This window comes from Jannaschia sp. 2305UL9-9 (genome assembly GCF_041403465.1).
GTDB lineage: Bacteria > Pseudomonadota > Alphaproteobacteria > Rhodobacterales > Rhodobacteraceae > Jannaschia.
On the sequence record NZ_JBGEHM010000002.1, the window covers coordinates 669,336 to 693,694 of the forward strand.

The 24,359-nt window shown below is 66.2% G+C and carries 24 protein-coding genes; 13 read left to right on the forward strand and 11 right to left on the reverse strand.

From position 1 onward, the window contains the following. Positions 1 to 161: 161 nt before the first annotated feature. A complete protein-coding gene (locus V6N07_RS11180; protein WP_371156386.1) occupies positions 162 to 554 on the reverse strand; it encodes a DUF4864 domain-containing protein in 393 nt (130 codons plus the stop codon). An 82-nt stretch (positions 555 to 636) separates the two neighbouring features. Beyond that, positions 637 to 2,214 (reverse strand): lysine--tRNA ligase, encoded by a 1,578-nt coding sequence (locus tag V6N07_RS11185; RefSeq protein ID WP_371156387.1) that lies wholly within the window; start codon positions 2,212 to 2,214, stop codon positions 637 to 639. A 91-nt stretch (positions 2,215 to 2,305) separates the two neighbouring features. Between V6N07_RS11185 and V6N07_RS11190 the strand changes: the two genes are divergently transcribed. Then, positions 2,306 to 2,725: a tellurite resistance TerB family protein gene (locus V6N07_RS11190; RefSeq protein WP_371156388.1), complete on the forward strand. Its 420-nt coding sequence runs from the start codon at positions 2,306 to 2,308 to the stop codon at positions 2,723 to 2,725. 82 nt (positions 2,726 to 2,807) lie between these two features. On the opposite strand, the gene V6N07_RS11195 is transcribed toward V6N07_RS11190, so the two are convergent. Next, entirely contained in the window at positions 2,808 to 2,960 is a 153-nt protein-coding gene (locus V6N07_RS11195) for a hypothetical protein (RefSeq protein ID WP_371156389.1), read from the reverse strand. 76 nt (positions 2,961 to 3,036) lie between these two features. On the opposite strand from V6N07_RS11195, the gene V6N07_RS11200 reads away from it, so the two are divergent. Beyond that, a complete protein-coding gene (locus V6N07_RS11200) occupies positions 3,037 to 4,020 on the forward strand; it encodes a LysR family transcriptional regulator (protein ID WP_371156390.1) in 984 nt (327 codons plus the stop codon). 9 nt (positions 4,021 to 4,029) lie between these two features. Here V6N07_RS11200 and trpS read toward each other — a convergent pair whose 3' ends face one another. Continuing rightward, positions 4,030 to 5,049 carry a tryptophan--tRNA ligase gene (trpS, locus tag V6N07_RS11205; protein WP_371156391.1) on the reverse strand — a complete coding sequence of 340 codons (1,020 nt, stop codon included), beginning with the start codon at positions 5,047 to 5,049 and terminating at the stop codon, positions 4,030 to 4,032. Positions 5,050 to 5,128: 79 nt separating this feature from the next. On the opposite strand from trpS, the gene V6N07_RS11210 reads away from it, so the two are divergent. Then, on the forward strand, positions 5,129 to 5,818 hold the full coding sequence (locus tag V6N07_RS11210; protein ID WP_371156392.1) for a rhomboid family intramembrane serine protease: 690 nt from the start codon (positions 5,129 to 5,131) through the stop codon (positions 5,816 to 5,818). Here V6N07_RS11210 and murJ read toward each other — a convergent pair. From murJ to V6N07_RS11230, 4 genes are all read right to left on the reverse strand, one after another. Continuing rightward, positions 5,815 to 7,404, reverse strand: a complete 1,590-nt coding sequence (gene murJ, locus V6N07_RS11215; protein WP_371156393.1) for a murein biosynthesis integral membrane protein MurJ — start codon at positions 7,402 to 7,404, stop codon at positions 5,815 to 5,817. The genes V6N07_RS11210 and murJ overlap by 4 nt on opposite strands. Positions 7,405 to 7,660: 256 nt before the next feature. Further along, positions 7,661 to 8,710, reverse strand: a complete 1,050-nt coding sequence (locus tag V6N07_RS11220) for a DUF1206 domain-containing protein (protein WP_371156394.1) — start codon at positions 8,708 to 8,710, stop codon at positions 7,661 to 7,663. Positions 8,711 to 9,000: 290 nt separating this feature from the next. Further along, positions 9,001 to 11,718: a [protein-PII] uridylyltransferase gene (locus V6N07_RS11225; protein WP_371156809.1), complete on the reverse strand. Its 2,718-nt coding sequence runs from the start codon at positions 11,716 to 11,718 to the stop codon at positions 9,001 to 9,003. A 74-nt stretch (positions 11,719 to 11,792) separates the two neighbouring features. Beyond that, on the reverse strand, positions 11,793 to 12,989 hold the full coding sequence (locus V6N07_RS11230; protein WP_371156395.1) for a penicillin-binding protein activator: 1,197 nt from the start codon (positions 12,987 to 12,989) through the stop codon (positions 11,793 to 11,795). 167 nt (positions 12,990 to 13,156) lie between these two features. Here V6N07_RS11230 and rsmI point away from each other — a divergent pair, with 167 nt between their 5' ends. The 3 genes from rsmI (at position 13,157) to gshB (ending at position 15,387) form a co-directional block, all read left to right on the forward strand. Further along, on the forward strand, positions 13,157 to 14,011 hold the full coding sequence (gene rsmI / locus V6N07_RS11235) for a 16S rRNA (cytidine(1402)-2'-O)-methyltransferase (RefSeq protein WP_371156810.1): 855 nt from the start codon (positions 13,157 to 13,159) through the stop codon (positions 14,009 to 14,011). Next, complete coding sequence (locus V6N07_RS11240; protein ID WP_371156396.1) at positions 14,008 to 14,361, forward strand: YraN family protein; 354 nt, start codon at positions 14,008 to 14,010, stop codon at positions 14,359 to 14,361. The genes rsmI and V6N07_RS11240 overlap by 4 nt, the downstream gene beginning before the upstream one ends. An 84-nt stretch (positions 14,362 to 14,445) precedes the next feature. Continuing rightward, a complete protein-coding gene (gene gshB, locus V6N07_RS11245) occupies positions 14,446 to 15,387 on the forward strand; it encodes a glutathione synthase (RefSeq protein ID WP_371156397.1) in 942 nt (313 codons plus the stop codon). Between the two features lie 13 nt (positions 15,388 to 15,400). Here the strand turns inward: gshB and V6N07_RS11250 are convergent, their stop codons facing one another. The 3 genes from V6N07_RS11250 to cobU form a co-directional block, all read right to left on the reverse strand. Further along, positions 15,401 to 16,915, reverse strand: a complete 1,515-nt coding sequence (locus V6N07_RS11250) for a YifB family Mg chelatase-like AAA ATPase (protein WP_371156398.1) — start codon at positions 16,913 to 16,915, stop codon at positions 15,401 to 15,403. 156 nt (positions 16,916 to 17,071) lie between these two features. After that, positions 17,072 to 17,629: a histidine phosphatase family protein gene (locus V6N07_RS11255; RefSeq protein WP_371156399.1), complete on the reverse strand. Its 558-nt coding sequence runs from the start codon at positions 17,627 to 17,629 to the stop codon at positions 17,072 to 17,074. Beyond that, on the reverse strand, positions 17,626 to 18,141 hold the full coding sequence (gene cobU / locus V6N07_RS11260; protein ID WP_371156400.1) for a bifunctional adenosylcobinamide kinase/adenosylcobinamide-phosphate guanylyltransferase: 516 nt from the start codon (positions 18,139 to 18,141) through the stop codon (positions 17,626 to 17,628). Before cobU ends, V6N07_RS11255 begins: the two co-directional genes overlap by 4 nt. Before the next feature lie 126 nt (positions 18,142 to 18,267). Between cobU and V6N07_RS11265 the strand changes: the two genes are divergently transcribed. From V6N07_RS11265 to V6N07_RS11295, 7 genes are all read left to right on the forward strand, one after another. Continuing rightward, positions 18,268 to 19,146 carry an RNA polymerase factor sigma-32 gene (locus V6N07_RS11265; RefSeq protein WP_371156401.1) on the forward strand — a complete coding sequence of 293 codons (879 nt, stop codon included), beginning with the start codon at positions 18,268 to 18,270 and terminating at the stop codon, positions 19,144 to 19,146. A gap of 5 nt (positions 19,147 to 19,151) precedes the next feature. Next, complete coding sequence (locus tag V6N07_RS11270; protein ID WP_371156402.1) at positions 19,152 to 19,901, forward strand: ChaN family lipoprotein; 750 nt, start codon at positions 19,152 to 19,154, stop codon at positions 19,899 to 19,901. 42 nt (positions 19,902 to 19,943) lie between these two features. Next, a complete protein-coding gene (coaBC, locus tag V6N07_RS11275; RefSeq protein ID WP_371156811.1) occupies positions 19,944 to 21,137 on the forward strand; it encodes a bifunctional phosphopantothenoylcysteine decarboxylase/phosphopantothenate--cysteine ligase CoaBC in 1,194 nt (397 codons plus the stop codon). After that, on the forward strand, positions 21,134 to 21,613 hold the full coding sequence (gene dut, locus V6N07_RS11280) for a dUTP diphosphatase (RefSeq protein ID WP_371156403.1): 480 nt from the start codon (positions 21,134 to 21,136) through the stop codon (positions 21,611 to 21,613). The genes coaBC and dut overlap by 4 nt, the downstream gene beginning before the upstream one ends. Next, positions 21,610 to 22,659: a ThiF family adenylyltransferase gene (locus V6N07_RS11285; RefSeq protein WP_371156404.1), complete on the forward strand. Its 1,050-nt coding sequence runs from the start codon at positions 21,610 to 21,612 to the stop codon at positions 22,657 to 22,659. The genes dut and V6N07_RS11285 overlap by 4 nt, the downstream gene beginning before the upstream one ends. 73 nt (positions 22,660 to 22,732) lie before the next feature. Further along, positions 22,733 to 23,518, forward strand: a complete 786-nt coding sequence (locus tag V6N07_RS11290) for a transporter substrate-binding domain-containing protein (RefSeq protein WP_371156405.1) — start codon at positions 22,733 to 22,735, stop codon at positions 23,516 to 23,518. Between the two features lie 42 nt (positions 23,519 to 23,560). Continuing rightward, the gene (locus V6N07_RS11295) at positions 23,561 to 24,343 is read left to right on the forward strand and encodes an amino acid ABC transporter permease (RefSeq protein ID WP_371156406.1); all 783 of its coding nucleotides are present in this window, start codon (positions 23,561 to 23,563) and stop codon (positions 24,341 to 24,343) included. Positions 24,344 to 24,359: the final 16 nt, after the last annotated feature.

The window sequence follows — 24,359 nt, forward strand, 5'->3', positions numbered from 1 at the left end:
GAAAAAAGACCGCCCCAGCGGCCTGCGGCCGGGGCGGTCTCAAGTCTGTGAGTGCGGGCGGTATGATCCGCGCCGTGATCCACTTTGTCGGGGTGAACAGCTAACAGAAGGTTAATGCACGCCGAGGTATTCGCGCGGCCCGCGCCCCTCGCATGAAAAAATCAGACCCCGACTTCCGGCGCCGTCAGAACCTGCACACCAGCGATCTTCCAGCCGTCCGCCGTCTCGATCATCGTATAGGCCAGCTTGTGCAAGCGCCCCTCGGCATCGGTCACGAGAACATCCTGCCGCCAACCCGCGCCGGTCTGTCGCGTCGTCAGGAATTCCACGTTCGCAGGGCGCCACACCATCGGATAGCCCTGCGCGACCATGCGCCCGAAGTTGTCAGGCGTGCCGAACATCGACCGGATGCCCGGTCCGGCATAGCCAAAGGCCGTATCCACGTCTTCGGCCAGAAAGGCGGTCATCTGGCCGTCTATGACACCCTGAATGGCGGTCTCATCTGCGTGGGCCGCGCCCGCGATCATGAGTAATCCTGCGACAAACGCTTTCATGCCGATCCTCCTGTGATGATCCCAGAACCCTAGGACACCACAGGCACGGATCAATGCGGCAGCAAGTTTCGCCGCACCTCGGTTACGATGCCGTGACCAGGTCCCCGGCCAGCGCGCGATCGATCAGGTCCGCCGTTTCCGTCACACCATACAGCGCGATGAACCCGCCGAACCGCGGCCCCTGATCGGCCCCAAGCAACACTTGGTAGAGCGCCTTGAACCAGTCGCGCATGGGGTCGAACCGTTCGCGGCCCACATCATAGACGAGGCCCTGCAGCGCCTCGTCCGTGACATCGCCGTCCCAGCCGCGCAGCCCGTCGCGCAGGGCCTCCAACGCCTCCCGCTCCAGATCGGAGGGCAGGCGATAGACCTTCGCGGGCTTCACGAAGTCATTGTAATACCGAACGGCCCCCTCGGCGGCGCGATCCATCTGCGGATTGCCCTCGGGCGTGGCGTCGGGCGCATAGCGCTGGATGAACCCCCACAGCACATCCTTGTCCTCGGCCCCCGAAACGCTCGCGATATTGAGCAGCATCGAGAAGGGCACGACCATGTCCGAGGCCGGCACGTCACCGGAATGGATGTGATAGACCGGGTTCGCCGCCTGCTTGGCCGCATCCTGATCAGGATAGGCGCGCAGTTGCTGATGGTATTCGTCGACCGCCTTCGGGATCACGTCGAAATGCATCCGCTTGGCCGTCTTCGGCTTCAGATACATGAAATACGACAACGACTCCGTCGCCGCATAGGTCAGCCATTCGTCGATCGACAAACCATTGCCCGACGTCTTGGAGATCTTGTGCCCCTCCGCATCGAGGAACAGCTCATAGGTGTAATTCTCCGGCGCGACACCGCCCAGCGCACGGCAGATCCCGCCATAGATCGGCGTGTTCGCGGCGTGGTCCTTGCCGTAGATCTCGAAATCCACACCCAGGGCGGCCCAGCGGGCGCCGAAGTCGGGCTTCCACTGGAACTTGACGTTGCCGCCGGTGACGGGAACCGTCCACTCGCGCCCGTCCTCGTCGTCGAAGGTGACCGTGCCCGCCGCGGCATCGACATGCTTCATCGGCACATACAGGACCCGCCCCGTCTCCGGATGGATCGGCAGGAAGATGGAATAGGTCTGCCGCCGCTCTTCGCGCAGGCTCTTCAACATGATCGCCATGACGTCGTCGTAGCGCTCCGCCGCCCGCAGAAGCGTCTCGTCGAACCGGCCCGAGCGATAGAACTCGGTGGCCGAGATGAACTCGTATTCGAACCCGAAGGTGTCGAGGAACCGGCGCAGCATCGCGTTGTTGTGATGCCCGAAACTGTCATGGGTCCCGAACGGATCGGGCACGGAGGTCAGCGGCTTTTGCAGATGGTCCCGCAACGCCACCGGGTCCGGCACGTTCTCGGGCACCTTGCGCATCCCGTCCAGATCGTCCGAAAAACAGATCAACCGCGTGGGAATGTCCGAGATCACCTCGAACGCACGGCGGATCATCGTCGTGCGCGCGACCTCCCCGAAGGTGCCGATATGCGGCAAACCGCTCGGCCCATAACCCGTCTCGAACAGGACGTGGTCCTTGTCCTGCTTTTCGACGCGTTTCAGCAGGCGGCGGGCCTCCTCGAATGGCCAGGCCTTCGATGTCATGGCGGCGTCGCGCAGACTGCTCATGGGAATGTCCTCTGGATGATGTTACGGAAACTTGCCCCCCCTATTGCGGCAACGCGGCATCGTCAATAAATCACCGCAAAAGGAGCTTCCCATGACAGATACCGCTTTTTCCGCACAGGATGCTCTTGTCGCCCTGATGATCACGGTGTCGGCGTCGGATGCGACGATCCGCACCTCCGAACTGCTGACAATCCAGGCAATCGTGAACCACCTGCCGATCTTCGCCGACTACGACGAGGACAGGATGGAACAGGTCGCCCAGACCGTTTTCGACCTGCTGGAGGAGGAAGACGGCCTCGACGCCATCTATGGCCTCGTGCGGGGGGCGTTGCCGGACACGCACCACGAAACGGCCTACGCCCTCGCCTGCGATGTAGCGGCTGCCGACGGCAACGTCCTGCAGACGGAGCTGCAGCTGCTGCGTGAACTGCGCTACGAACTGGCGCTGGACCCGCTACACGCGGCGGCGATCGAACGCGGCGCGCGGGCGCGGCATCTGCGCCTCGGCTGATGCGCCACCCGGCGCGGCACCCGGATCAGCCGGACGCCGCGCCGATATCGGACATGTGATTGCGGGTATCGGCCGCGCAGGCTTACTGGCCGCGGGTCGACAGGGCATCCGCCCCCTGTGGCATCGGCATCTTGATCGGCGGGATTATGTCGGTGAAGGTCGGCAGGCTCATGGCGCTGGCGCCCGTGGCGAAGGTCAGGGCGACAAGGGCGGCTGCTGTGAGACGGGTAAACATGAGAGATGTCCTTTGCATGTGATGGCCGGTCAAACCGGGCATGCCCCCCAGATGGGCCCGAGAACGGCATGCGAAAATGCAGGAAATTGCCGAACAGATCTGCATTTTCGCAGAGCCGCGGCAGCTGTTCCCCGCGCGTGCAACCGTGGATAAACCGAAGATGAACACGTGGTCGGATATTGCCGTCTTCCTTGCCGTCATGCGCCACGGGTCCGCAGCGGCCGCCGCGCGTCACCTCGGGACCAATCAGACCACGGTCAGCCGCCGGATCGAGCGTCTCGAACGGGCGCTGTCCCTGAAACTGTTCGAGCCGGGCCCCCGCGGGGCACAGCCGACGGACGCCGCCCGGCGGCTCTTGCCGGATGCCGAAGACATGGCCCGTGCGGCAGACGCCCTGTTGGGACATGCCGAGGCGATCGGACGCCGCCTGACGGGCACGATCCGCCTGACGGCCAATGCCACGGCCATGCGATATGCCGGGGGGCTGATCCGCGCGTTTCAGGCGGCCCACCCGGGCACGGATTTCCGCGTCGACACCGAAGCGCGCACCCTTTCGCTGGAGGAGGGGGAAGCCGACGTCGCCCTGCGTCCCGGCGTGCGCCTGTCCGGCGATACACTGGTGGCGCGCAAGCTGCTGGACCATCCGTGGGGCTTCTATGGATCCGATCGCTACCTTGCCGCCCACGGGGTTCCGACCAGTTTCGCGGACCTTGCGCAGCACAAGCTGGTCTGCCTGTCAGGCGATCATTGCCTGGTCGAACCGATCCACACCGCGCAAAGCCGTCTGCCGCCCCATGGGCACAGCCTGCAGATCGAATCGATCCACGGGTTGATCGGCCTTCTGCGTGCAGACGAGGGGATCGGGTTCCTGCCGCGTGCCGAGGGGGATCTGGAGCAGAGCCTGTCGTTCTGCTTTTCGACGCCTGATCTCGTTCAGGGGCTTTGGATCGTCACATCGCGCGAAGGCCACGCGGATCCCCTGATCCGCGCGTTCATGGCGTTCTGTGCACAGGCGATGCCGGCCTTGCGCCGGGAATTGCCGCCCGAATGGTACAAGTGAGCCGGGCGGTCAGCGGACCATCCCGACAATCTCGTATGTCCTGGCAAGGATCGGGGCGGTGATTTCCCGCGCCCGTTCCGCGCCGCGCGCAAGAATGCGGTCGATCTCGGCCGGGTCTTCCATCAGGCGCGACATCTCGGACGAAACCGGCGTCAGGCGCGCCACGGCCAGATCCGCGAGGTCCTGCTTGAAATAGCCGAACATCTTGCCGTCGTTCGCAGCCAGAACCTCCTCGACCGAGGTGTCGGACAAGGCCGCGTAGATGTTCACGAGGTTGCGCGCATCCGGTCGCCCTTCCAACCCCTCGGGCGTTCCGGGCAGGGGATCGGGATCGGTCTTGGCCTTGCGGAACTTTTTGGCGATGGCATCCGCGTCATCGGTCAGGTTGATCCGGCTGGCGTCCACGGGGTCGGACTTGGACATCTTCTTCGTGCCGTCCCGCAGGCTCATGACACGGGTGGCGGCGCCGCGAATGACCGGCTCGGTGATCGGAAAGAAATCGACGCCGTAGTCGTGGTTGAACTTGGTGGCGATGTCGCGCGTCAGTTCAAGGTGCTGTTTCTGATCGTCACCCACCGGAACATGGGTCGCGTGATAGATCAGGATATCGGCCGCCATCAGTGCGGGATAGGCAAACAGGCCAAGGCTGGCGCCCTCGGCATTCTCGCCCGACTTGTCCTTCCACTGGGTCATCCGACCCATCCAGCCCATGCGCGCGACGCAGTTGAAGATCCACGCAAGCTGCGCGTGCTCGGGGACCTGGCTCTGGTTGATGAGGATGGATTTTTCGGGGTCGATCCCACTGGCCAGGAAACCTGCGCAAAGCTCCCGCGTGTTGCGCTTCAGGGCGGCGGGGTCCTGCCAGACGGTGATCGCGTGCATGTCGACCATGCAATAGACGGTCTCGTGCGTGCCGGCGTCCTGCATGGTCGTGAAGTTCTTCATGGCACCGAGGTAGTTGCCAAGGGTCAGGCCGCCCGACGGCTGAATGCCGGAAAACACGCGCGGGGTGAATGTCGTCTGGGTCATCGTCTGCCTCCGGGGTCTGGCCTTGGGCCGTGGCATCGCTTAGCCACCGGGGCCAGCACCGTCAACAAAGGCCACGCCCATGGATCCCAGACAGCAAAGCCCGTTCAACGCCCTGCCGCCGGTCATCGTCGCCATGACGGTCCTGATCGTCGGGATCGAGGTGATGTTCCAACTGGGTGAGGCCGGGCTGATCGGCGGACGTGATGCCGTCGGCTGGCGCCTGACCGCGATCCGCGATTGGGCGGTCATCGATACGGTCTTTCACTGGATGCTGACGAACGGGCAGTTCCCCGCCGCGGAGCTTGCACGTCTCGTGACCTATCCGCTGCTGCATGGCGGCTTTACCCACGCGGCCTTCGTCGCGGTGTTCGTTCTTGCCCTCGGGAACGTCACGGCCCCGGTCTATCCCGCCTGGCGCCTGCCGGCGATCTTCGTGCTTTGCTCCATCGCCGGGGCGCTGGCCTATGTCGTGCTGTTCTCGACTGACAGGCCGCTGTTCGGCGGCTACCCCGGGGCCTATGGGTTCATCGGGGTGTTCACCTACCTGACGCGGCGCGGCCTGACGCCGGCGGACCCGAGCCGGGCGTTCCTGTTCATCGGCTTTCTGCTGGCGATCCAGCCGATCTTCGGCCTTGCATCCGGCGCGGGCCTGTCGTGGCTGCCGGACTGGACGGCCGACCTTGCCGGGTTCGCGGCGGGGTATGGGGCCGCCATCGTGTTGTTTCCCGGCGGTCTGGCCGCGCTGCGGAACCGCGCGCGTCGCCGTTAACGGCGGACCGCGCCGCGCAATTCGCTCAGACGTATGGCCCCCAGCAGCTGGGCAAGCCCGAAGTAGGACACGATCCCAGACAGCACGAGGATCAGCAGGCCAAGCCCGCGCCACGGTCCGACCAGCATCGGGCCCAACAGGACGTTCATCGCCCACAGCACGACACCCATCCCTATCGCGGCCACGGCAATCCGCCAGCTGCGTTGACGCGCGCGGGTATCGAGACGCGCAACCTCGCCCAGCCCGCGCGCCCCGCGCCACAGCAGGAAGGCCATCGCCCACGCGGCCAGCGTGGTGCCCAGGGCCGCGGCGGCGTAGCCGAGGAACGTGCCGGCAAGGCCGATCGCGACCGCGGCGTTGACCACCATCGACACCACCGCAAACCGCAGTGGGCTGCGCGTGTCTTCGCGCGCGAAATACAGCGGCTGCAGAACCTTCTGCAAAACGAACGCCGGCAGGCCGAGCGCATAGATCATCAGGGCAACAGCCGTCGCAGCCGTATCATCCGCCGTGAAGGCTCCGCGTTCGAACAGGACGGAGATCAGCGTCGTCGGGACCACCAGAAGGGCCACGGCAGACGGTATGGTCAGCAACAGGGAAAACTCCGTCGCGCGCGAATAGGCATCGCGCTGCCCCTTCGTATCCCCGGCACGCACCCGGCGGCTGAGGTCCGGCAGCAGGACGACGCCGATCGCGATGCCGACCACGCCGAGTGGCAGCTGATACAGGCGGTCCGCATAGTTCAGCCATGCAACCGCCCCCTCGAAGTAGGACGCGACCTGCCGTCCCACCAGCAGGTTCACCTGCACCACGCCCCCTGCAAGGGCGGCAGGCGCGGCGATGATCAGCAGGCGTTTCAGATCGGGCGTCATCCGTGGCCTGCGCCGCGGCAGCAACCGATGCCCCGCCCGCGCCGCGGCCCACCACACGAGGCCCAGTTGCACCGCCCCACCCAGGGGCACCGACCAGATCAGGGCCTGCCCGACCAGACCGCTTCGCGTGGGGCTTTGCATCCAGTTGGCGACCAGATCCGGGAAGACGGCGGCAAGGGCCATGGCGGCAATGAAGACGACGTTCAACAGGGCGGGTGCCGCCGCGGCGGCAAGGAATCGACCGTTGGAATTGAGGACCCCGGACACCAGCGCAGCCAGCGAGATCAACAGGATATACGGAAAGGCCACGCGCCCGTAGGCCACGGTCAAGTCGAACCGCGCGTCATCGGCAAACCCGCTTGCCATCGCAAGGACCAGGGCGGGCATGAACAGGATTCCGAGGACGGTGAACAGCGTCAGGATCATCACCATGCCTGCGACGGCATCGCGCGCAAAGGCATCCGCCTCCTCGCCCTCGGCCTCCAGCTTCTTGGCATAGAGGGGGACGAACGCCATGTTGAACGCCCCTTCGGCAAAGAAGCGGCGGAACATGTTGGGCAGGGAAAAGGCGATGAAGAATGCCTCCGCTGCCGCCCCGGTGCCAAGGAACCGCGCGATCAGGATGTCGCGTGCGAAGCCGAGAACGCGGGACAGCAGGGTCCAGCCGCCAACGGTGAGAAAGCCCGATATCAGGCGGGGGGAGGGGCGTGTCATGTCGCCCTTCTAGAGGGTGACGCAGAGGGGCGGAATAGGGATGTGGAAGGTCCCCGCAAATGATGCGCGGGCGAGGCGATCACGTGGTCAGCGCAAGGTTCGAGGCAACAGGATTCCGCCTGAAAGGCCCCAACTCCAAATTGACGGACAGGTCCATGATATGGCCTTAGCGGGCGAAAGGGGGGGCGTCCGGTGTCTGACAAGTGCGTGGCGGTTCGTCCCCCCCCGCAACTGAATCAGACACCGCGGGATCGCATCAAGTCCCTAATCGGGACTGCGCCCTTTTGAGGAAGACCGCCACGGAACGCGTGTCGCCGTCGGCCGCCTTGGGCACGATGCGGTATGCTGCGTTCACAAAGCAGAACAGCGAAAAACCCAACAACCCGATGCACAGCGCGACCACCAGAAATTTGCCATATGGCTGTTCCTGCAACCAATCGAAGACGGTGCCGATGCCACCTGCCTGCGACGGATCGGTCGTCGCGGCGGTGAACACGATCAGTCCGCCGATGATGCAGATGATGACCCCCTGCGCCGCGACACCGGCGCGCAGCGCCCAGTTCCAGTTGAGCGTGAAGTGGTTGGCCTGCATGTGTTCGCGGTAGGTCTGAGCAACCGCCTTGTAGAGATAGTAGACCCCGGCCGCGAACGTCAGCGCCCCGGCAATCGCCACCAGCCACACGCCACCCGGCATCTGCATGATCTTCGACAGAAGCGTCGTCTTGTCCGATCCCGAGCCAGACGACTGCAGGCCTATCGCGGTGATGGCAAGCACGCCGATACCGGCATGTGCCGCCCCGGTGACCAGCATCCCGCCACGCGCGATCAGACCCTTCGCCGTCGTCCCGTAGGCCTCCAGATCCCAGATGCAGTCTACGACTCGCCAGATCGCATAGGCAAACATCCCGGCGGCCACGAACCCTACGACTATCGTGCCCCATACACCATCGAGCGACGACATCGCCGACTGTGTTCCCTGTGCCTGACCACCTTGCCAGATGGACCACAACGACACGGATGCGACGATCAGATAGACCAGCCCCCTGCCGGCGTAGCCCGCCCGCATGATCGGTATCGCCCAGGCAAAATCACCCGGGTCGACGTCGGAGAGGATCTTTCTCCGGGTCGCATCCGCCTTGGTAACGAGGGCATCGACGCTTGGCATGATGGGGGCTCTTTCCTGTTGAAAACGATTGGGCCGGTCACGGAGTGTCGGTAAGGCGAGAGGACGATTCCGGCGGGCCGTGACGTTCTGTCTTTCGGTGTTTCTGCCCGGAAAACACGCGCTTGGCCGGATCGGTTCCAATGGAATGGCTGCAAAGGCCATGCGCATGGCGTCGAAAGCGGTCATTTCCGGCCGCGTTCTGACGTGCTCAGCGATGATTGCCGGAGTTCGGGGTGGTAAGCCGCACCACCCCGATCAGCCGAGATGTGGAACAGGTCGGCCGATTGCGCCAAACCCGCTCGATATGCCCGGGCCGTCAGGAAAACATGTTGAAAGGGACCGACCGGGGAGCGGTTCGACCAAGGTCGGGATCGCGGTGTTTGCGACGGGTCATGGCTGCGTCCGCAAGGCAGACCCGCCTTCAGCCGATCCTACGCCCCGGCACGCTCCGCCGCGCGGGTGATGGCGGCGCGCAGCTTCTTTTCCAAGGCCTCCTGCTTGGACTTGGACAACAGCTTCAGGCCGAACAGGTCCTTGACGTAGAAACTGTCGACCACCTGCGCGCCGTAGGTCGCGACGACCGCCTGACTGATGTAGATGTTCGAGGCCGCGAACGCCTGCGTCAGGTCATACAGAAGGCCGGGACGGTCGCGGGTGTCGACCTCGATGATCGTGTAGATGTCCGAGCCTTCGTTGTCGAAGCTGATGTTGGTCGGGACCCGGAACTTGCGCTCCCGCTTCTTGATCTCCCGCCCCTCCAGCGCGCGCCGCGTCGCGACCTCGCCGCGCAGGATCTTGTCGATCATGCTGCGCAGGCGGGGCAGGCGTGATGGCTCGTAGGGGCTGCCGTCGGCATCCTGAAGCCAGAAGGCCGAGAGGGCGAAGCCGTCCTTGGAGGTGAAGCTGCGCGCGTCGACGATATTGGCGCCGACCAGGGACAGCGCCCCCGACAGGCGCGAAAACACGCCGGGGTGGTCCTGACAGGTCATCAGGACACGGGTGGCGTCGCGGTCTTCGTCCGCCTCCAGATCGATGCGGACCTCGCCATCCCCGAGACCTTCGAGCAGATGGGCAAAGCGGACCTGCGCCGCCGTCGGAATGCCCTGCCAATAGGGGCCATAATGGCGGCCGATCTCGGTGCGCAGCTTGCTCTCGCTCCAATCGGGCATCGCCTCGCGGAACAGCTTCTTGGCCATCGCCTCGCGCGTGTCGCGGTTGACGTCCTCCAGCCCGTTTTCAAGCGCGGCGGCCGTCGCACGGTGCAGCGCCCGGATCATCTGGGCCTTCCAGTTGTTCCATACGCCGGGGCCGACGCCCCTGATGTCGCAGACCGTCACGACCGTCAGAAGGTCGAGCCGTTCGCGGGTCTTCACGGCCTTGGCGAAATCGCGGATCGTCCGCGGGTCCGAGATATCGCGCTTCTGGGCCATGTCGGACATCAGAAGATGGTGCCGGACCAGCCATTCGACGGTTTCCACCTCCTTTGTCTTGAGGCCGAGGCGCGGTGCGACCGCGCGCGCGATACGCGCGCCGAGGATCGAATGGTCCTCGGGGCGGCCCTTGCCGATGTCATGCAACAGCAACGCGACATACAGAACCCGGCGGTTCACACCCTTTTCGAGGATGGAGGAGGCCAGCGGCAGGCTTTCCTGCAACTCCTTCCGTTCGATCTGTGCAAGGTTGGAGATGACCTGCAAAGTATGCTCATCCACCGTGTAGGAATGATACATGTTGAACTGCATCATCGCGACGATCGGGGCGAATTCCGGCAGATAGGCTGACAGGATCTCCAGCTCGTTCATGCGGCGCAGCACGCGTTCGGGGTTGCCGTGTTTCAGCAGCAATCCGAGGAACAGCTTCCCCGCCTCGGGGGCGTTGCGGGTCGTCCTGTCGATCAGGTGCCGGTTCGCGGCCAGAAGGCGCATCGCGTGGGGATGCAGCAGCAGGCCGGTGCGCAATGCCTCCTCGAAGATGCGCAACAGGTTCAACGGGTCCGACAGGAACGTCGCCTCATCGGCCACATCAAGACGGCCCTGCCGTTCCTCGTAAGGCGGCTTGACCTTGCGGCGGCGTTTGAAGAACCCGAGCAGGCCCGGCTCCTGCTTGATGTTGTCCGCCTCCAGCGCGGTCAGCAGCAGGCGGGTCAGTTCACCCACGCGGGTGGCGTGGCGGAAGTAGGCCTGCATGAAGTGTTCGACCGCGCGGCGGCCCGCATGGTCGGAATAGCCCATGCGCGCGGCCACATCGACCTGCATGTCGAAGGACAGCACGTCGGCGGCCCGCCCGGCGATCAGGTGCAGGTGACACCGCACGCACCACAAGAACCGCTCGGCGGCTTCGAAGTTCGCGAATTCCTCGGCCGTGAAGACACCGACACCGACAAGGTCCGCCGTGTTCTCGACGCGGTAGCGATACTTGGCGATCCAGTACAGCGTCTGAAGATCGCGAAGACCGCCCTTGGCTTCCTTGACGTTGGGTTCGAGGATGTAGCGCTGACCGCCCTGCTTGCGGTGGCGTTCGGCCCGCTCTTCCAGCTTCGCCTCGATGAAATCGGGGACGGTGCGACTGAACAGCTTGTCCCACAACGTATCGTGCAGGTCCTGCGCCAGGGCCGCGTCGCCGCAGATAAGGCGCTGTTCCAGCAGGGCCGTGCGGATGGTGTAGTCTTCGCCACCAAGCCGGATGCAATCCTTGATGGTGCGGGTCGAATGACCGACCTTCAGCTTCAGGTCCCACAGGATATAGAGCATCGATTCCACGACGCTCTCGATCCAGGGGGTGACCTTCCATGTCGTCAGGAACAGCAGGTCGACGTCTGATGCCGGGGCCATTTCCCCGCGCCCGTATCCGCCGACGGCGACGATGGCAAAACGCTCGCCCTCCGTCGGGTTGGGACAGGGGTGCAGGTGCCGCGTCGCGATCATCCAGACCGATTGCACGAGCCTGTCCGTCAGGAAGGCATAACTGTGCGTGACCCGGCGCGCGCGCGTGGGATCGGCGGCGAAACCCTCGGCGATGGCCGCACGCCCCCTCGTCTGGGCGTCGCGCAGGACTTTGACGACCGCCGCGCGGACGGCCATGGGGTCCTCGGCGCGGGTCGACATGATGTCGGACAGCGCGGCAAGCACCGCGCTGTCGTCGAAGATCATCTCCGGGGCCGTGATCAGCGGGTGATCATCGGCCTTCGGGTAGGCCAGCGGGTCCAATGTGGCGACGTCGGAGATCAGGAGCCGGCACCGAAACGGCTCGGCGCGGGGCTGACGACACGCACGGCGCGGTCGACGACCTGTGCCACGGCCAGTCCGCGCTGGTTGGTTCCGTCCGCCTTGAGGCGGAACACGCCGCCCGTCCCCGCAAAGCCGGAGCCTGAGGTCAGCGTGCTGCGCCCGACCGTGTCACCCCGGCGCGAAATCGCGCCGATCGCCGCCATGCCGTCATAGGCCAGACCGGCGAGGGGATGCGGGTTGCTGCCGTAGGCGCCCTGATAGCGGGCGCGGAACTGGTTGATCGGACCCGGATCGGGCAGGGTGAAATAGCCGCCCTGAAGGCCCGGCAACTGCAGCGCGTCAGAGGGGATATCCCAGCGCGTCAGGCCAAGGTAGCGGAAGCTTTCGCCGCCGATGCCCGTCTCGGACAGAAGCTGCGCGATGACGGGCAGGTCACCGGCGGTGTTGCCGGTCAGGAAGATCGCGTTGGACGAGGTGGACCGGGCCTGCTGGGCGATGGTCGGTACGGCGGCGACGATGCCCTGCTGGCTCAACTCGTAGGGGACCGCGCCGGTGATCTGCGCCCCGGTGCCGGATGCGGCGCGGGTGATCGCCTGTGCGGCCAGCTGACCGGAGGCCTGGCTGTTGTGGGTCACCAGAACGCGGTTGCGTCCCTGGCTCGCGGCGAACTGCAACAGGCGCTGTGCCGTGTTCTCGAACGTACTGCCCAGCACCCAGACATTGCCGCCCGCAACGGTCGTGTTGTTGGAAAAGCTCAGGATCGGCACGCCGGAGCTTGCCGCCGCCACGCCTGCCGCAGCGGCATTGTCGGCATAGAGCGGGCCAAGGATGACCTGTGCGCCCGCGGCGATCGCCTGCTGCGTGGCCACCTGTGCCCCTGCTGCGGTGCCCTGGGTCGGGTAGACGGTCACCTGAACCGTGGCTTCACCCAGGTCCGCGGCGGCAAGGCGCGCTGCGTTCTCGAGGCTCTGCGCGACCGACGCATCGGTCGATCGAGCGGAGCCATAGGGCACCAGAAGGGCAACCTGTGTGGGGCCACTGCCCCGGACACCGTCGCCGTCGGAGCCGGAGCTGACGGGACCGGGCGTGACCTGACAGGCAGCCAGAACAGCCGTCGCCGCAATGAGGGTCGCGCCCTTGCGCGCGCGGGCGATGAGTGAAACGCATGAGCGTAGGACGGAAGCGGTGGCCATGTCTGCGGTATTCCCCTGGGATCGGATGCACCCGCGGGGGGCGCTCGTGTCGGGGTCAGGATACTGTGCCGGGCAGGGCGAGTAAACGACGGAAGAGGGATATACCCACAGTGGCGGACAACAGCGAAGCCGAAGGGCAGGGGGGCCCGACCGGGCCGGGCCGGGACATGGCACGGTCGGGCACGGTCGAGCCGGGCCTGCACCTCGTGGCGGTGCCCATCGGTTCGGCCCGCGACATCACCCTGCGGGCGCTGGACATTCTGGCCGGTGCCGACGTTCTGGCCGCCGAGGACACCCGCGCCCTGCGGCATCTCATGGAAATCCACGGCATTCCCCTCGGGGCACGGCGCATCCTGCCGTACCACGACCACAACGGCCCGGCGGCGCGCCCGCGTCTCCTGTCCGCCCTGCGCGAAGGTCGGTCGGTGGCCTATTGCTCCGAGGCGGGCACCCCCCTGATCGCGGACCCCGGATTCCAGCTGGGTCTCGCGGCACGGGCCGAGGATATCGCCGTGCGCGCGGCCCCCGGGGCCAGCGCGGTTCTCACGGCGCTGTGCGTGGCGGGGCTGCCGACGGACCGGTTCTACTTTGCCGGGTTCCTGCCGCCGAAACAGGCCGCACGTCGGACGGCATTGGCGCGGCTTGCCGACATCCCCGGAACGCTGGTGTTCTACGAATCGCCCAAGCGGCTGGCGGCCTTTCTGGCCGATGCGGCCGCCACCCTGGGCGCGCGGGATGGCGCGGTGTGCCGCGAGTTGACCAAGCGCTTCGAGGAGGTCGTGCGCGCGCCCCTGCCCGACCTCGCCGAACGGTTCGCCGCCGATCCCGCGCGCGGAGAGATCGTCGTTCTGATCGACCGGGCCGGCGCGGGAACCGTGTCCGAAGACGATCTGCGCGGGCAGTTGCAGGTCGCGCTGGAAACGATGTCGGTAAAATCCGCCGTAAAATCGGTATCGGAAAAGACCGGCGTGGCGCGTAAGACCGTCTATGACCTGGCGCTGAACCTGAAGGATGGTGCGTGAGCGGCTCAACCTCCTATCATGCGGGCCTTTCGGCCGAAGATCAGGTGGCGCGGCACTATGCCCGTCGCGGTCATGCGATCATCGGCCGCCGATGGCGGGGCAAGGGGGGCGAGATCGACCTGATCGCACAGCTCGGGGCGGATACGATCTTTGTCGAGGTGAAGCACAGCAAGACGCACGCCGCCGCCGCCGAGAGCCTGCGACCGAAGCAGATCAGGCGCCTGTTCGATTGCGCAGGCGAATTCATGGGCACCCTGCCGAACGGTATGAATGCCAGCGTGCGGTTCGATGTGGCGCTGGTCGACGGCAGCGGGCGGATCGACGTGATCGAGAACGCGCTCGGCGCCTGACGGCCGTGCCCTGCGTCGGCGCACATTGCCCCCGCGGGCGGCATGGGCCATCACATCGGGCAACACATCGCCCGAGGATACATGATGACACTCAAGGTTGCTTTCCAGATGGATCCGGTCGCGGCCATCGACATCAACGCAGACAGTTCCTTCCGCCTTGCACTGGAGGCGCAGGACCGCGGGCACAGCCTGTTCTACTACACGCCCGACAAGATCGCCTATGTCGAGGGGCGGGTCATCGCCCGGGGCCAGGACATGGAAGTGCGGCGCGAACAGGGAAACCATGCAACCCTGGGCCCCGTGCGGGAGGTCGACCTGGCCGACTTCGATGTCATCTGGCTGCGTCAGGATCCGCCCTTCGACATGGCCTATATCACGACGACCCATATCCTCGACCGGTTGGCGCCGGGAACACTGGTCGTGAACGATCCGACATGGGTTCGCAACTGGCCCGAAAAGCTGATGGTTCTGGACTTCCCCGACCTGACGCCACCGACCGCCATTGCCCGCGACCTCGACATGCTCAAGGCGTTCAAGGCGCGCCACGGGGACGTGATCCTGAAACCGCTCTATGGCAACGGCGGCGCAGGCGTGTTTCGCCTGACCCCGGAAGACCGCAACCTCAATTCCCTGCACGAGCTGTTCTCCGGCATCAACCGGGAGCCTTTGATCATGCAGAAGTTCCTGCCGGACGTCTCGAAAGGTGACAAGCGCGTCATTCTGGTAGACGGCGAACCGGTCGGGGCCATCAACCGCGTGCCTGCCGAAGGGGAGACGCGGTCGAACATGCATGTCGGCGGTCGGCCCGAGCCGGTCGCCCTGTCGGCGCGGGACCGCGAAATCTGTGACAGGATCGGGGCACGCCTGCGCGAACGGGGACAGATCTTCGTCGGCATCGACGTGATCGGCGATTGGCTGACGGAGATCAACGTCACCTCGCCCACCGGCCTGCAGGAGTTGGAGCGGTTCGATGGAACAAATGCCTCGGCGCTGATCTGGGAGGCGATCGAACGCCGGCGCGCCTGAGGTCGGGCGGCGGCTAGATGTCGCCGGCGGCAACAAGGCGATAGGACAGGGCCTCCGCGACATGGGGGCGTCTGACCGTCTCCTCCGCCGCGAGGTCGGCAATGGTGCGCGCGACCTTGAGAACACGGTGATACCCCCGTGCCGTCAGGCGGAACCTGTCGGCCGCGCGGCTCAGCATCTCGCGCCCTTCGGCGTCGGGCGTCGCGATCTCCATCAGGGCATCCCCGGCGATATCGGCGTTGACGCGGACCTCGGGGTGATCGGCATAACGCCGGGCCTGAACCTCGCGCGCGGTGGCAACACGGGCGGCCACGGTTTGTGAGGTGTCGCCGCCGGGCGGCAGGGCCAGGTCCGCCACCTCGACCGCCGGAACCTCCAGCCGCAGGTCGAACCGGTCCATCAGGGGGCCGGACACCTTGTTCATGTACTCCTCGCCACAGGTCGGCGCGCGCGAACATGCGGCCTCCGGATCGAACAGCAGGCCGCACCGGCAAGGGTTGGCCGCGGCGATCAGCAGGAACCTGCAGGGATAGCGCACATGTGCATTGGCCCGCGCGATGACCACCTCGCCCGTCTCGATGGGTTGCCGCAGGGTTTCCAGGACGGCGCGGGGGAACTCCGGAAACTCGTCCATGAACAGCACGCCATTGTGCGCCAGCGATATCTGCCCCGGCCCCGCGCGCTTGCCGCCGCCCACGATGGCCGCAACCGATGCGGTGTGATGCGGTTCCTGAAACGGACGGCGGTGCAGGATCCCCCCTTCCTCCAGCGTGCCGGCCAGCGAATGGATCATCGAGGTTTCGAGCGATTCCCCCGCGGTAAGGGGGGGCATCAGGCCGGGCATGCGCGCCGCGAGCATGCTTTTGCCCGCACCGGGTGGCCCGACGAGAAACAGGTGATGGCGACCTGCGGCCGCGATCTCCAACGCGCGTTTGGCCCGGTCCTGCCCCCGCACGTCGCGCAGGCAGGGGGTGTCGGACACTTCCGGCAGGCGTCCGGGGCTGGCGGGGTCCAACGGCGCGCTGCCGGTCAGGTGGTCGATCAGCGCCTTGAGGGAGGGGGCCGCGTGAACCGAGGTCGCGCCCACCCAGGCGGCCTCGGGTCCGCAGGCCGCAGGACAGAACAGCGTGGCACCCAACGTGCCCGCCGTCACGGCGGCGGGCAGGGCGCCCGCCACGGCGACAAGCGACCCGTCCAGCGACATCTCCCCCAGAGAGACCGCCTCTGCCACTTTCGCCGCAGGGATGATCTCCAAGGCCGCCAGCAGGGCCAGCGCAATCGGCAGGTCGAAATGCGCCCCCTCCTTCGGGACGTCGGCGGGGGACAGGTTGATGGTGATCTTCTTGGATGGAAGCGCGATGCAGAGTTCGGACAGGGCCGTCCGGATCCGGTCGCGGGCCTCGGACACGGACTTGTCGGGCAGGCCCACGATCGAGAACCCCGGCAGGCCCGGCGAGACGGCGCATTGGACATCGACGGCGCGCGCCTCCAGCCCCTCGAAGGCCACCGTGGTTGTCCGTGCCAGCATTGCGACCCTACCCTTTGGCAAAAGGGTTAACGCCGCAGGCCCTAACGAATGGTTAACACCTCTGCCGCCAAAGCGGGATGCAGGCGTTCGGCTGTCCCCAAGACGAACGACCGCACGCCTTCGTAGGCCGCGAGGGCCGCATGACAGGATTGATGGTCATGGACACCGGTTCGCGTCCACCGCCGAAAGCCGCCCGTCGGACCAGTCGATACGGGTCAGGCTCAGGTTGTCGATGCGCTGGGCCAGAGCATCGTACGGCGGAATGCCGCGTGCCCGTGCCCAGAGCGTCAGGATGACCCCCATGTGGGCCACGACGATCAGGTCTGTCCCCCCCGCCATCGAACCCACCGCCCCGTGGACACGCGCGGCGACGTCGTCCCAGCTTTCGCCGCCCGGTGCGCGGCGCGCGCCCGGGTCGTCGAAATAGGCGCGCAGGTCCGGACTGTCGATCGCGTCGAATGCCTGGTTTTCCCATTCGCCGTAATGAAACTCCCGCAGGGCGGGGGAATGGGGCAGGCGCGGGCGCGTGCCCTGAATCGCATCGGCGGTCGCCGTGGCGCGGATCAGGTCGCTGCTGACCACGGGGGCGTGGGGCAGGGCGGCGGACAGGCGTTCGATCGCCGGGGTATCGGACAGGTCGGCGGGCAGATCGGTCCAGCCGACCATCCGCCGGGCATGGGTCGGACCATGCCGGATCAGCCACAGCCGCGTCATTTCAATACCTGTGGCAGGCCCGCGGTTACCAGAACGACGGCATCCGCCGCTGCGGCAAGGCGCTGGTTGAGCGCGCCCTGCGCCCGCTGGAACCTGCGCGCGAGGGCATTGTCGGGCGTGATGCCGCCCCCGATATCGTTGCTGACCACGACGACCTGCGCCTTTGTCCGGGCCATGGCGGCGATCCACGCGTCGGCCGGGGCGGACCAGTCGCGGTCCTGCATCATCAGTCCCGTCAGCCACATGGTCGCGCAGTCGATCAGCAGGATGTCGCCCGCACCGGCCTCCGTGCAGATGGCATCGAGATCGTCGCGCCCTTCGATCAGGGACCATTCCGGCCCCCGTCGTTCCGCATGCCGCCGCGCTTTCGCGCGCATGTCGTCATCCCAGAGCGCCGCTGTCGCCACGTAGGTCGCGACCGCACCGCGCGACAGCACGAGCTCCTCGGCCCAGACCGATTTGCCGGAGGCCGCATGCCCGAGCACGAGGGTGATCTGCGCCTGTCGGATCATTTCAAGACTTTCTGCAAAATAAATTGGAGCCTTTGTGATCCGCCCCGCGTTGGGTTGCGTAATTAATGTCATACAAGCCGATTGAACTGCGACACATCTGCAAATTTTCCCATGGGGGGTGAGAAGATGGCTCTGGACTTCAACAGCGACCGCGCACTGTCAAGACGCGCGATGAAAGCCGAACTACTGGATGCGGAGACGGAGTTGCGACTGGCCTATGCGTGGCGCGATGACCGCTGCGAGGAAAGTCTGCACCGCCTGATCACGGCCTACATGCGGCTGGCCATTTCGATGGCCGCCAAGTTCAAGCGCTATGGCGCGCCGATGAACGATCTTATCCAGGAAGCCGGTCTCGGCCTCATGAAAGCCGCCGAGAAGTTCGACCCCGACCGCGGCGTGCGGTTTTCGACCTATGCCGTCTGGTGGATCAAGGCGTCGATCCAGGACCACGTGATGCGCAACTGGTCGATGGTGCGCACCGGGTCGACCAGCAGCCAGAAGAGCCTGTTCTTCAACCTGCGCCGCGTTCAGGCCCGGTTGGAGCGGGAGGCCATGGCCGAAGGCGTGACGCTGGATCGCCATGTGCTGCGCCAGATGATCGCCACCGAGGTCGGCGTCCCCCTGCATGATGTCGAGATGATGGAGGGGCGGCTCTCCGGCTCCGACTTCAGCCTGAACGCCACCCAGTCGTCCGAGGACGAGGGCCGCGAATGGATCGACACGCTGGAGGATGACAGCGATCAGGCCGAGCAGACGGTCGAGGCCAACCACGATACGGAAACGCTGCGCCAATGGCTTCTGACGGCGCTGACGGCGCTGAACGAACGCGAGCGTTTCATCGTGCGGGAGCGCAAGCTGCGCGAGGAGCCGCGGACGCTGGAAAGCCTCGGCAACGAGCTGAACCTGTCGAAGGAACGCGTACGCCAGCTGGAGGCAGCCGCCTTTGCCAAGATGCGCAAATCGCTCGAAAAGGAATCGCGCGAAGTTCTGGGCTTTCTGGCCTGATTCGCATGCGACGATACGGAATTGGATGGGCTGCCGTTGCGACGGCGGCCCTTTGGTGTGTGGACGCCTTCGCGGCCGACCTGCCTGACCTGCCACCGGCAGACATCTATGTGCTGGGGGAACGGCACGACAATCCGGACCACCATGTGATGCAGGGCGCCCTGATCGCCCGCATCGCCCCCACCGCCATCGTTCTGGAGATGTTGACCGACGAACAGGCGGAGCGGTTGGACCCCGACACCCCGCGCGATCCCCAGGTTCTGAACACGTTGTTCGACTGGGCCGACATGGGCTGGCCCCCGATTGCCGATTACATGCCGATCTTCACGGCAAGCACTGCACCGATCCTGGGGGCGGCCGGTGCGCCCGGCGATCTGACGTCCTACGGCCTCGACGATCCTCTGGACAGCGCAGAGCAGACGGCACGCGAGACGCTGCAGGCCGATGCCCATTGCGGGGTCCTGCCTGCCGACTTGCTGCCCCGGTTCGTCGCGCGACAGCGCGAGATGGACGCGCAGTTCGCCGCCCGGACGCTTGCCGCGTTCGACCTTTACGGCGGACCGGTCGTCCTGATTGCGGGCAACGGTCATGCGCGGTCCGATTGGGGGGTGCCGGCGGCCATCGGGCGCGTGCGTCCCGGCGTGACGGTGGTTTCGGTGGTGCAGGGCGAGGGCGGTCGCACCCCGCCCGGCGGCGATATCGTGTTGGACGCGCCGGAGCCGCAGCGCCCCGATCCCTGCGACGCCTTTCGCTAGCATTCGCTTCGGCCTAGACATCGTGCCGAAAGGGGCGTGACCATGCTCGAAGGCAAGAAGATCCTCATCGTGATTGGCGGCGGCATCGCGGCCTTCAAGTCCCTCGACCTGATCCGTCGATTGCGCGAACGCGGGGCGACGGTCACACCGGTGCTGACATCCGGGGCCGAACACTTCGTCACGCCCCTGTCGGTCGCGGCCTTGTCCGCGTCGAAGGTCTACCGTGACCTGTTCGACCTGACCGATGAGGCCGAGATGGGCCATATCGAACTTTCGCGCGCATCCGACCTGATCCTCGTGGCTCCGGCGACGGCCAACATCATGGCGCGCATGGCGGGCGGTCTGGCGGACGATCTGGCCACGACCCTGCTGTTGGCGACCGATACGCCCGTCATGATCGTGCCCGCGATGAACGTCCGCATGTGGACGCATCCGGCAACACAGCGAAACCTGACCGTGCTGCGCGGTGATGGCATCGGGGTTGTCGGCCCGGTCGACGGGGCCATGGCCTGTGGCGAGTTCGGGCCGGGCCGGATGGCCGAGGTTGCGGACATCGTCGCGGCGGTCGATGCGCATTTCTCTGGCGGTCCGCTTTCCGGGCGGCATGTCCTCGTGACGTCGGGCCCGACCCACGAACCGATCGATCCGGTGCGCTATATCGCGAACCGGTCGTCCGGCGCACAGGGCACGGCGATCGCCGGGGCGCTGCGCGATCTCGGGGCACGGGTGACCTTCGTGACCGGCCCCGCCGACGTGGCCCCGCCACCCGGCGTCACGGTGGTCGCGGTCCAGACGGCGCGGCAGATGCAGGCTGCCGTTCAGGCGGCCCTGCCTGCGGATGCCGCCGTGATGGCCGCCGCCGTCGCCGATTGGCGGGTCGAGAACGCAAGCGACAGCAAGATGAAGAAGGACGGCAGCGGCGCCGCCCCGGCCCTGACCTTCGCCGAGAATCCCGACATCCTGCGCGAGGTCAGCGATGGCCCGAACCGCCCCGGTCTGGTCGTGGGCTTTGCCGCCGAAACCGACGACGTGGTCGCCCATGCGACCGCCAAACGTCTGCGCAAGGGATGCGACTGGATCGTGGCGAACGATGTGTCCCCGGCGACCGGCATCATGGGCGGGTCCGAGAACGCCGTGACCCTCATCACCGCCGATGGCGCGGAGGAATGGCCCCGCCTGACCAAGCAGGAAACGGCGCGCCGCCTTGCCGAACGGATTGCGAAAGGTCTGACATGACGGTGACGATCGGTATCATGCGCGACGCGGGCGGGGATGACGCCCTGCCGTTGCCGACCTATGCGACGGCGCAGGCCGCCGGGGCGGATATCCATGCGGATATCGGCGACGATGCGATCATCCTCGCACCGGGGGCGCGCGCCCTGATCCCCACGGGGCTGCGCATGGCGATCCCTGCCGGGTACGAGGTTCAGCTTCGCCCCCGCTCCGGACTTGCGCTCAGACACGGGGTGACCCTGCTGAATGCGCCGGGCACCATCGACGCGGATTATCGCGGCCCGGTCGGCGTGCTACTCGTCAATCACGGGCAGGCGCCCTTCGAGGTGACCCACGGAATGCGCATCGCACAGGCGGTCGTCGCGCCGGTCACGGCCGCGCGTTTCGAATTGCGCGTGTCGCTGGACCAGACGGAGCGCGGCAGTGGCGGCTTCGGGTCGACCGGAACCGGCCCGACGTCGAAGGCACAGCCGCGATGATGCTCGTGATGATCCTCGGGGCCGCGATCTGGGGCTTGGGCATTGCGCTCAAGACCCCCGTTCAGGCGCGATTCTACATGCTGGGACTGCTCTATGTCGCGGTCCTGTTTGTCCAGTTCGCCCTGCCGGACGGGCACCCCCTGCGCGAAAGCCTCGGGGGCAGTCCGGGACAATGGCTGGTCCTTGGCGGGCTTGTCGCCGCGATCCTCGTCTATCGGTCGATCCTCGGGCGGGTGCGCCAAAGGGCCGAGGCGGCGCAGGCGGTGCACGACCCGGCGCCGGTCCAGACGGGCCCGTTTTCCCCCGTGGAGCTGGAGCGGTATGCGCGGCACATCGTCCTGCGGGAGGTGGGCGGCCCGGGGCAGAAACGTCTGAAGGACGCGCGCGTCCTCGTCGTCGGTGCCGGTGGGCTCGGCTCTCCGGCGCTGCTGTATCTCGGGGCGGCGGGCGTGGGCACCATCGGCGTCATCGACGATGACAAGGTCAGCCTGTCGAACCTTCAGCGGCAGATCATCCATACCGATGCAGGCACCGGGACGTCCAAGGTGTTCAGCGCGCAGGCCGCCATCGCGGCGGTCAATCCCCATGTGACCGTGCGCCCCTATGATCGCCGCCTGACCGCTGCGATCGCCGAGGACCTGTTCGCAGACTACGGCCTGATCCTTGATGGCTCGGACAGTTTCGAGACGCGCCAGATGGTGAATGCCGCCGCCGTCGCCACCGGCAAGCCGCTTGTCGCCGGGGCGATCACGCAGTGGGAGGGGCAGCTGACGATCTATGATCCGGCGGGAGGCGCGCCCTGTCTGTCCTGCCTGTTTCCCGAGGCCCCCGCGGATGGGCTGGCCCCGTCCTGCGCCGAAGCCGGCGTGATCGGCGCGCTGCCCGGCATCATCGGGTCGGCCATGGCGCTGGAGGCGATCAAGGAGATCACGGGCGCCGGCACGCCCCTGCGCGGCGCAATGCTGTTGTGGGACGGGCTGGACGCCGACGCCCGCCGCATGACGGTGCGACGGCGCGCCGACTGTCCCGTCTGTGGCGACATCTGACAGGCAAGCCCCCTTGCGCCGCGCCCCGCGCGATGCACTATCACCGTGATCATTTCCCCCGGAGGATACGCCCATGAAACGCCTTGCCCTGTTGGCCGCCACCCTGCTGGCCGGTCCTGCCCTTGCCGATGGACATCTTCCGGATCTGGGTGGGCAAACGGTGACGATCGCGACCGAAGACGCCTATCCGCCGCTGCAATTCAAGGATCCGGGCTCGGGCGAGGCGATCGGATGGGAATACGACGCGATGGCCGAGATCGCGGAGCGGATCAACATCTCCGTCGAATACGAGAAGATCAGCTGGGATGCGATGATCCCGGCCGTGTCCGAAGGACAGATGGACCTTGGCATGACCGGGATCACCATCCGCGAGGACCGCGCCGAGATGGTCGATTTCTCGGACAGCTATATCACCAGCCAGATGTTGATGATCGTGCGCGGGGACGAGGACCGGTTCGATGACGCGGCCACCTTCGCGGCCGACGAGGACCTGCTGGCGGCCGCGCAACCGGGCACCACGCCGTTCTACGTGACCGTCTATGACGTTCTGGACGGGGACGAGGCGAATGCGCGCGTCAAGCTGTTCGAGACATTCGGCGCCGGGGTGCAGGCCCTGCGCACGGGGGATGTCGACCTCGCCCTGTCGGATTCGACGGCGGCGCAGGGTTATGTCGCCGCATCGAACGGTGGCCTGAAGATCGTCGGAGAGCCGCTTGGAACCGAGGATTTCGGCTTCATCTTTCCCAAGGGTTCCGAACTGGTCGCGCCGATCAATGCCGCGATCCAGTCCATGCGCGAGGACGGCACCCTGGATGCGCTGAACCAGAAGTGGTTTCTGGACTACAAGCTGGGCGGCTGAGCAGGGCGGGTCGGTGCGCATGGTCAATCATCACTGATCGGGGTGAGCCGTCGTGCGCAACCGGACCGGGATTTTCCCTGGTGGCTGCTGGCCGTCGGCCTGTTGCTTGGCACGGCCTATGTCGTGGTTCTGTTGGACGATGGGGCGCGGCAGGTTCTGACGACCCTGCGCCGGGGCATCGGGATCACCGTGTTCGTCACACTGGTCGGGTTTGCCGCGGCTTCCCTGATCGGACTGGGGCTTGCGCTGATGTCGCTGTCACGGTGGATCGTGCTGCGGCAGCTGGCGCGCTTCTACGTGGAAATCGTGCGCGGCATTCCGATCCTCGTGCTGCTTCTCTACGTGGCCTTCGTCTTTGCCCCGGCCCTCGTTGCTCTCTGGAACTGGTTGGGCCTGCCCGAGATGCGCACGCGCGATTTCAGCCTGCTGTGGCGCGCGATCCTTGCCTTGGTCATCGCCTATTCCGCCTTCATCGCCGAGGTGTTCCGCGCGGGGCTGCAATCGGTCGACCCCGGCCAGATCGAGGCGGCCAAGGCCTTGGGGTTGAAGCGCTGGCACCGCTTCCGCCACATCGTCATGCCACAGGCGATCCGGACCATCCTGCCGCCGCTGGGCAACGACTTCGTCGCGATGGTCAAGGATTCATCACTCGTGTCGGTGGTCGGCGTGCTGGACATCGCGCAACTGGGCAAGCTGACGGCGGCGGGAAATTTTCGCTACTTCGAGACGTATAATGTCGTGGCGCTGCTGTATCTTACGATGACGGTCCTGCTGTCTCTGGGGTTGCGGCGACTGGAGCGGGCGCTGGCACAGAAGCACGGCTAGGGACAGGGCGTCGCAC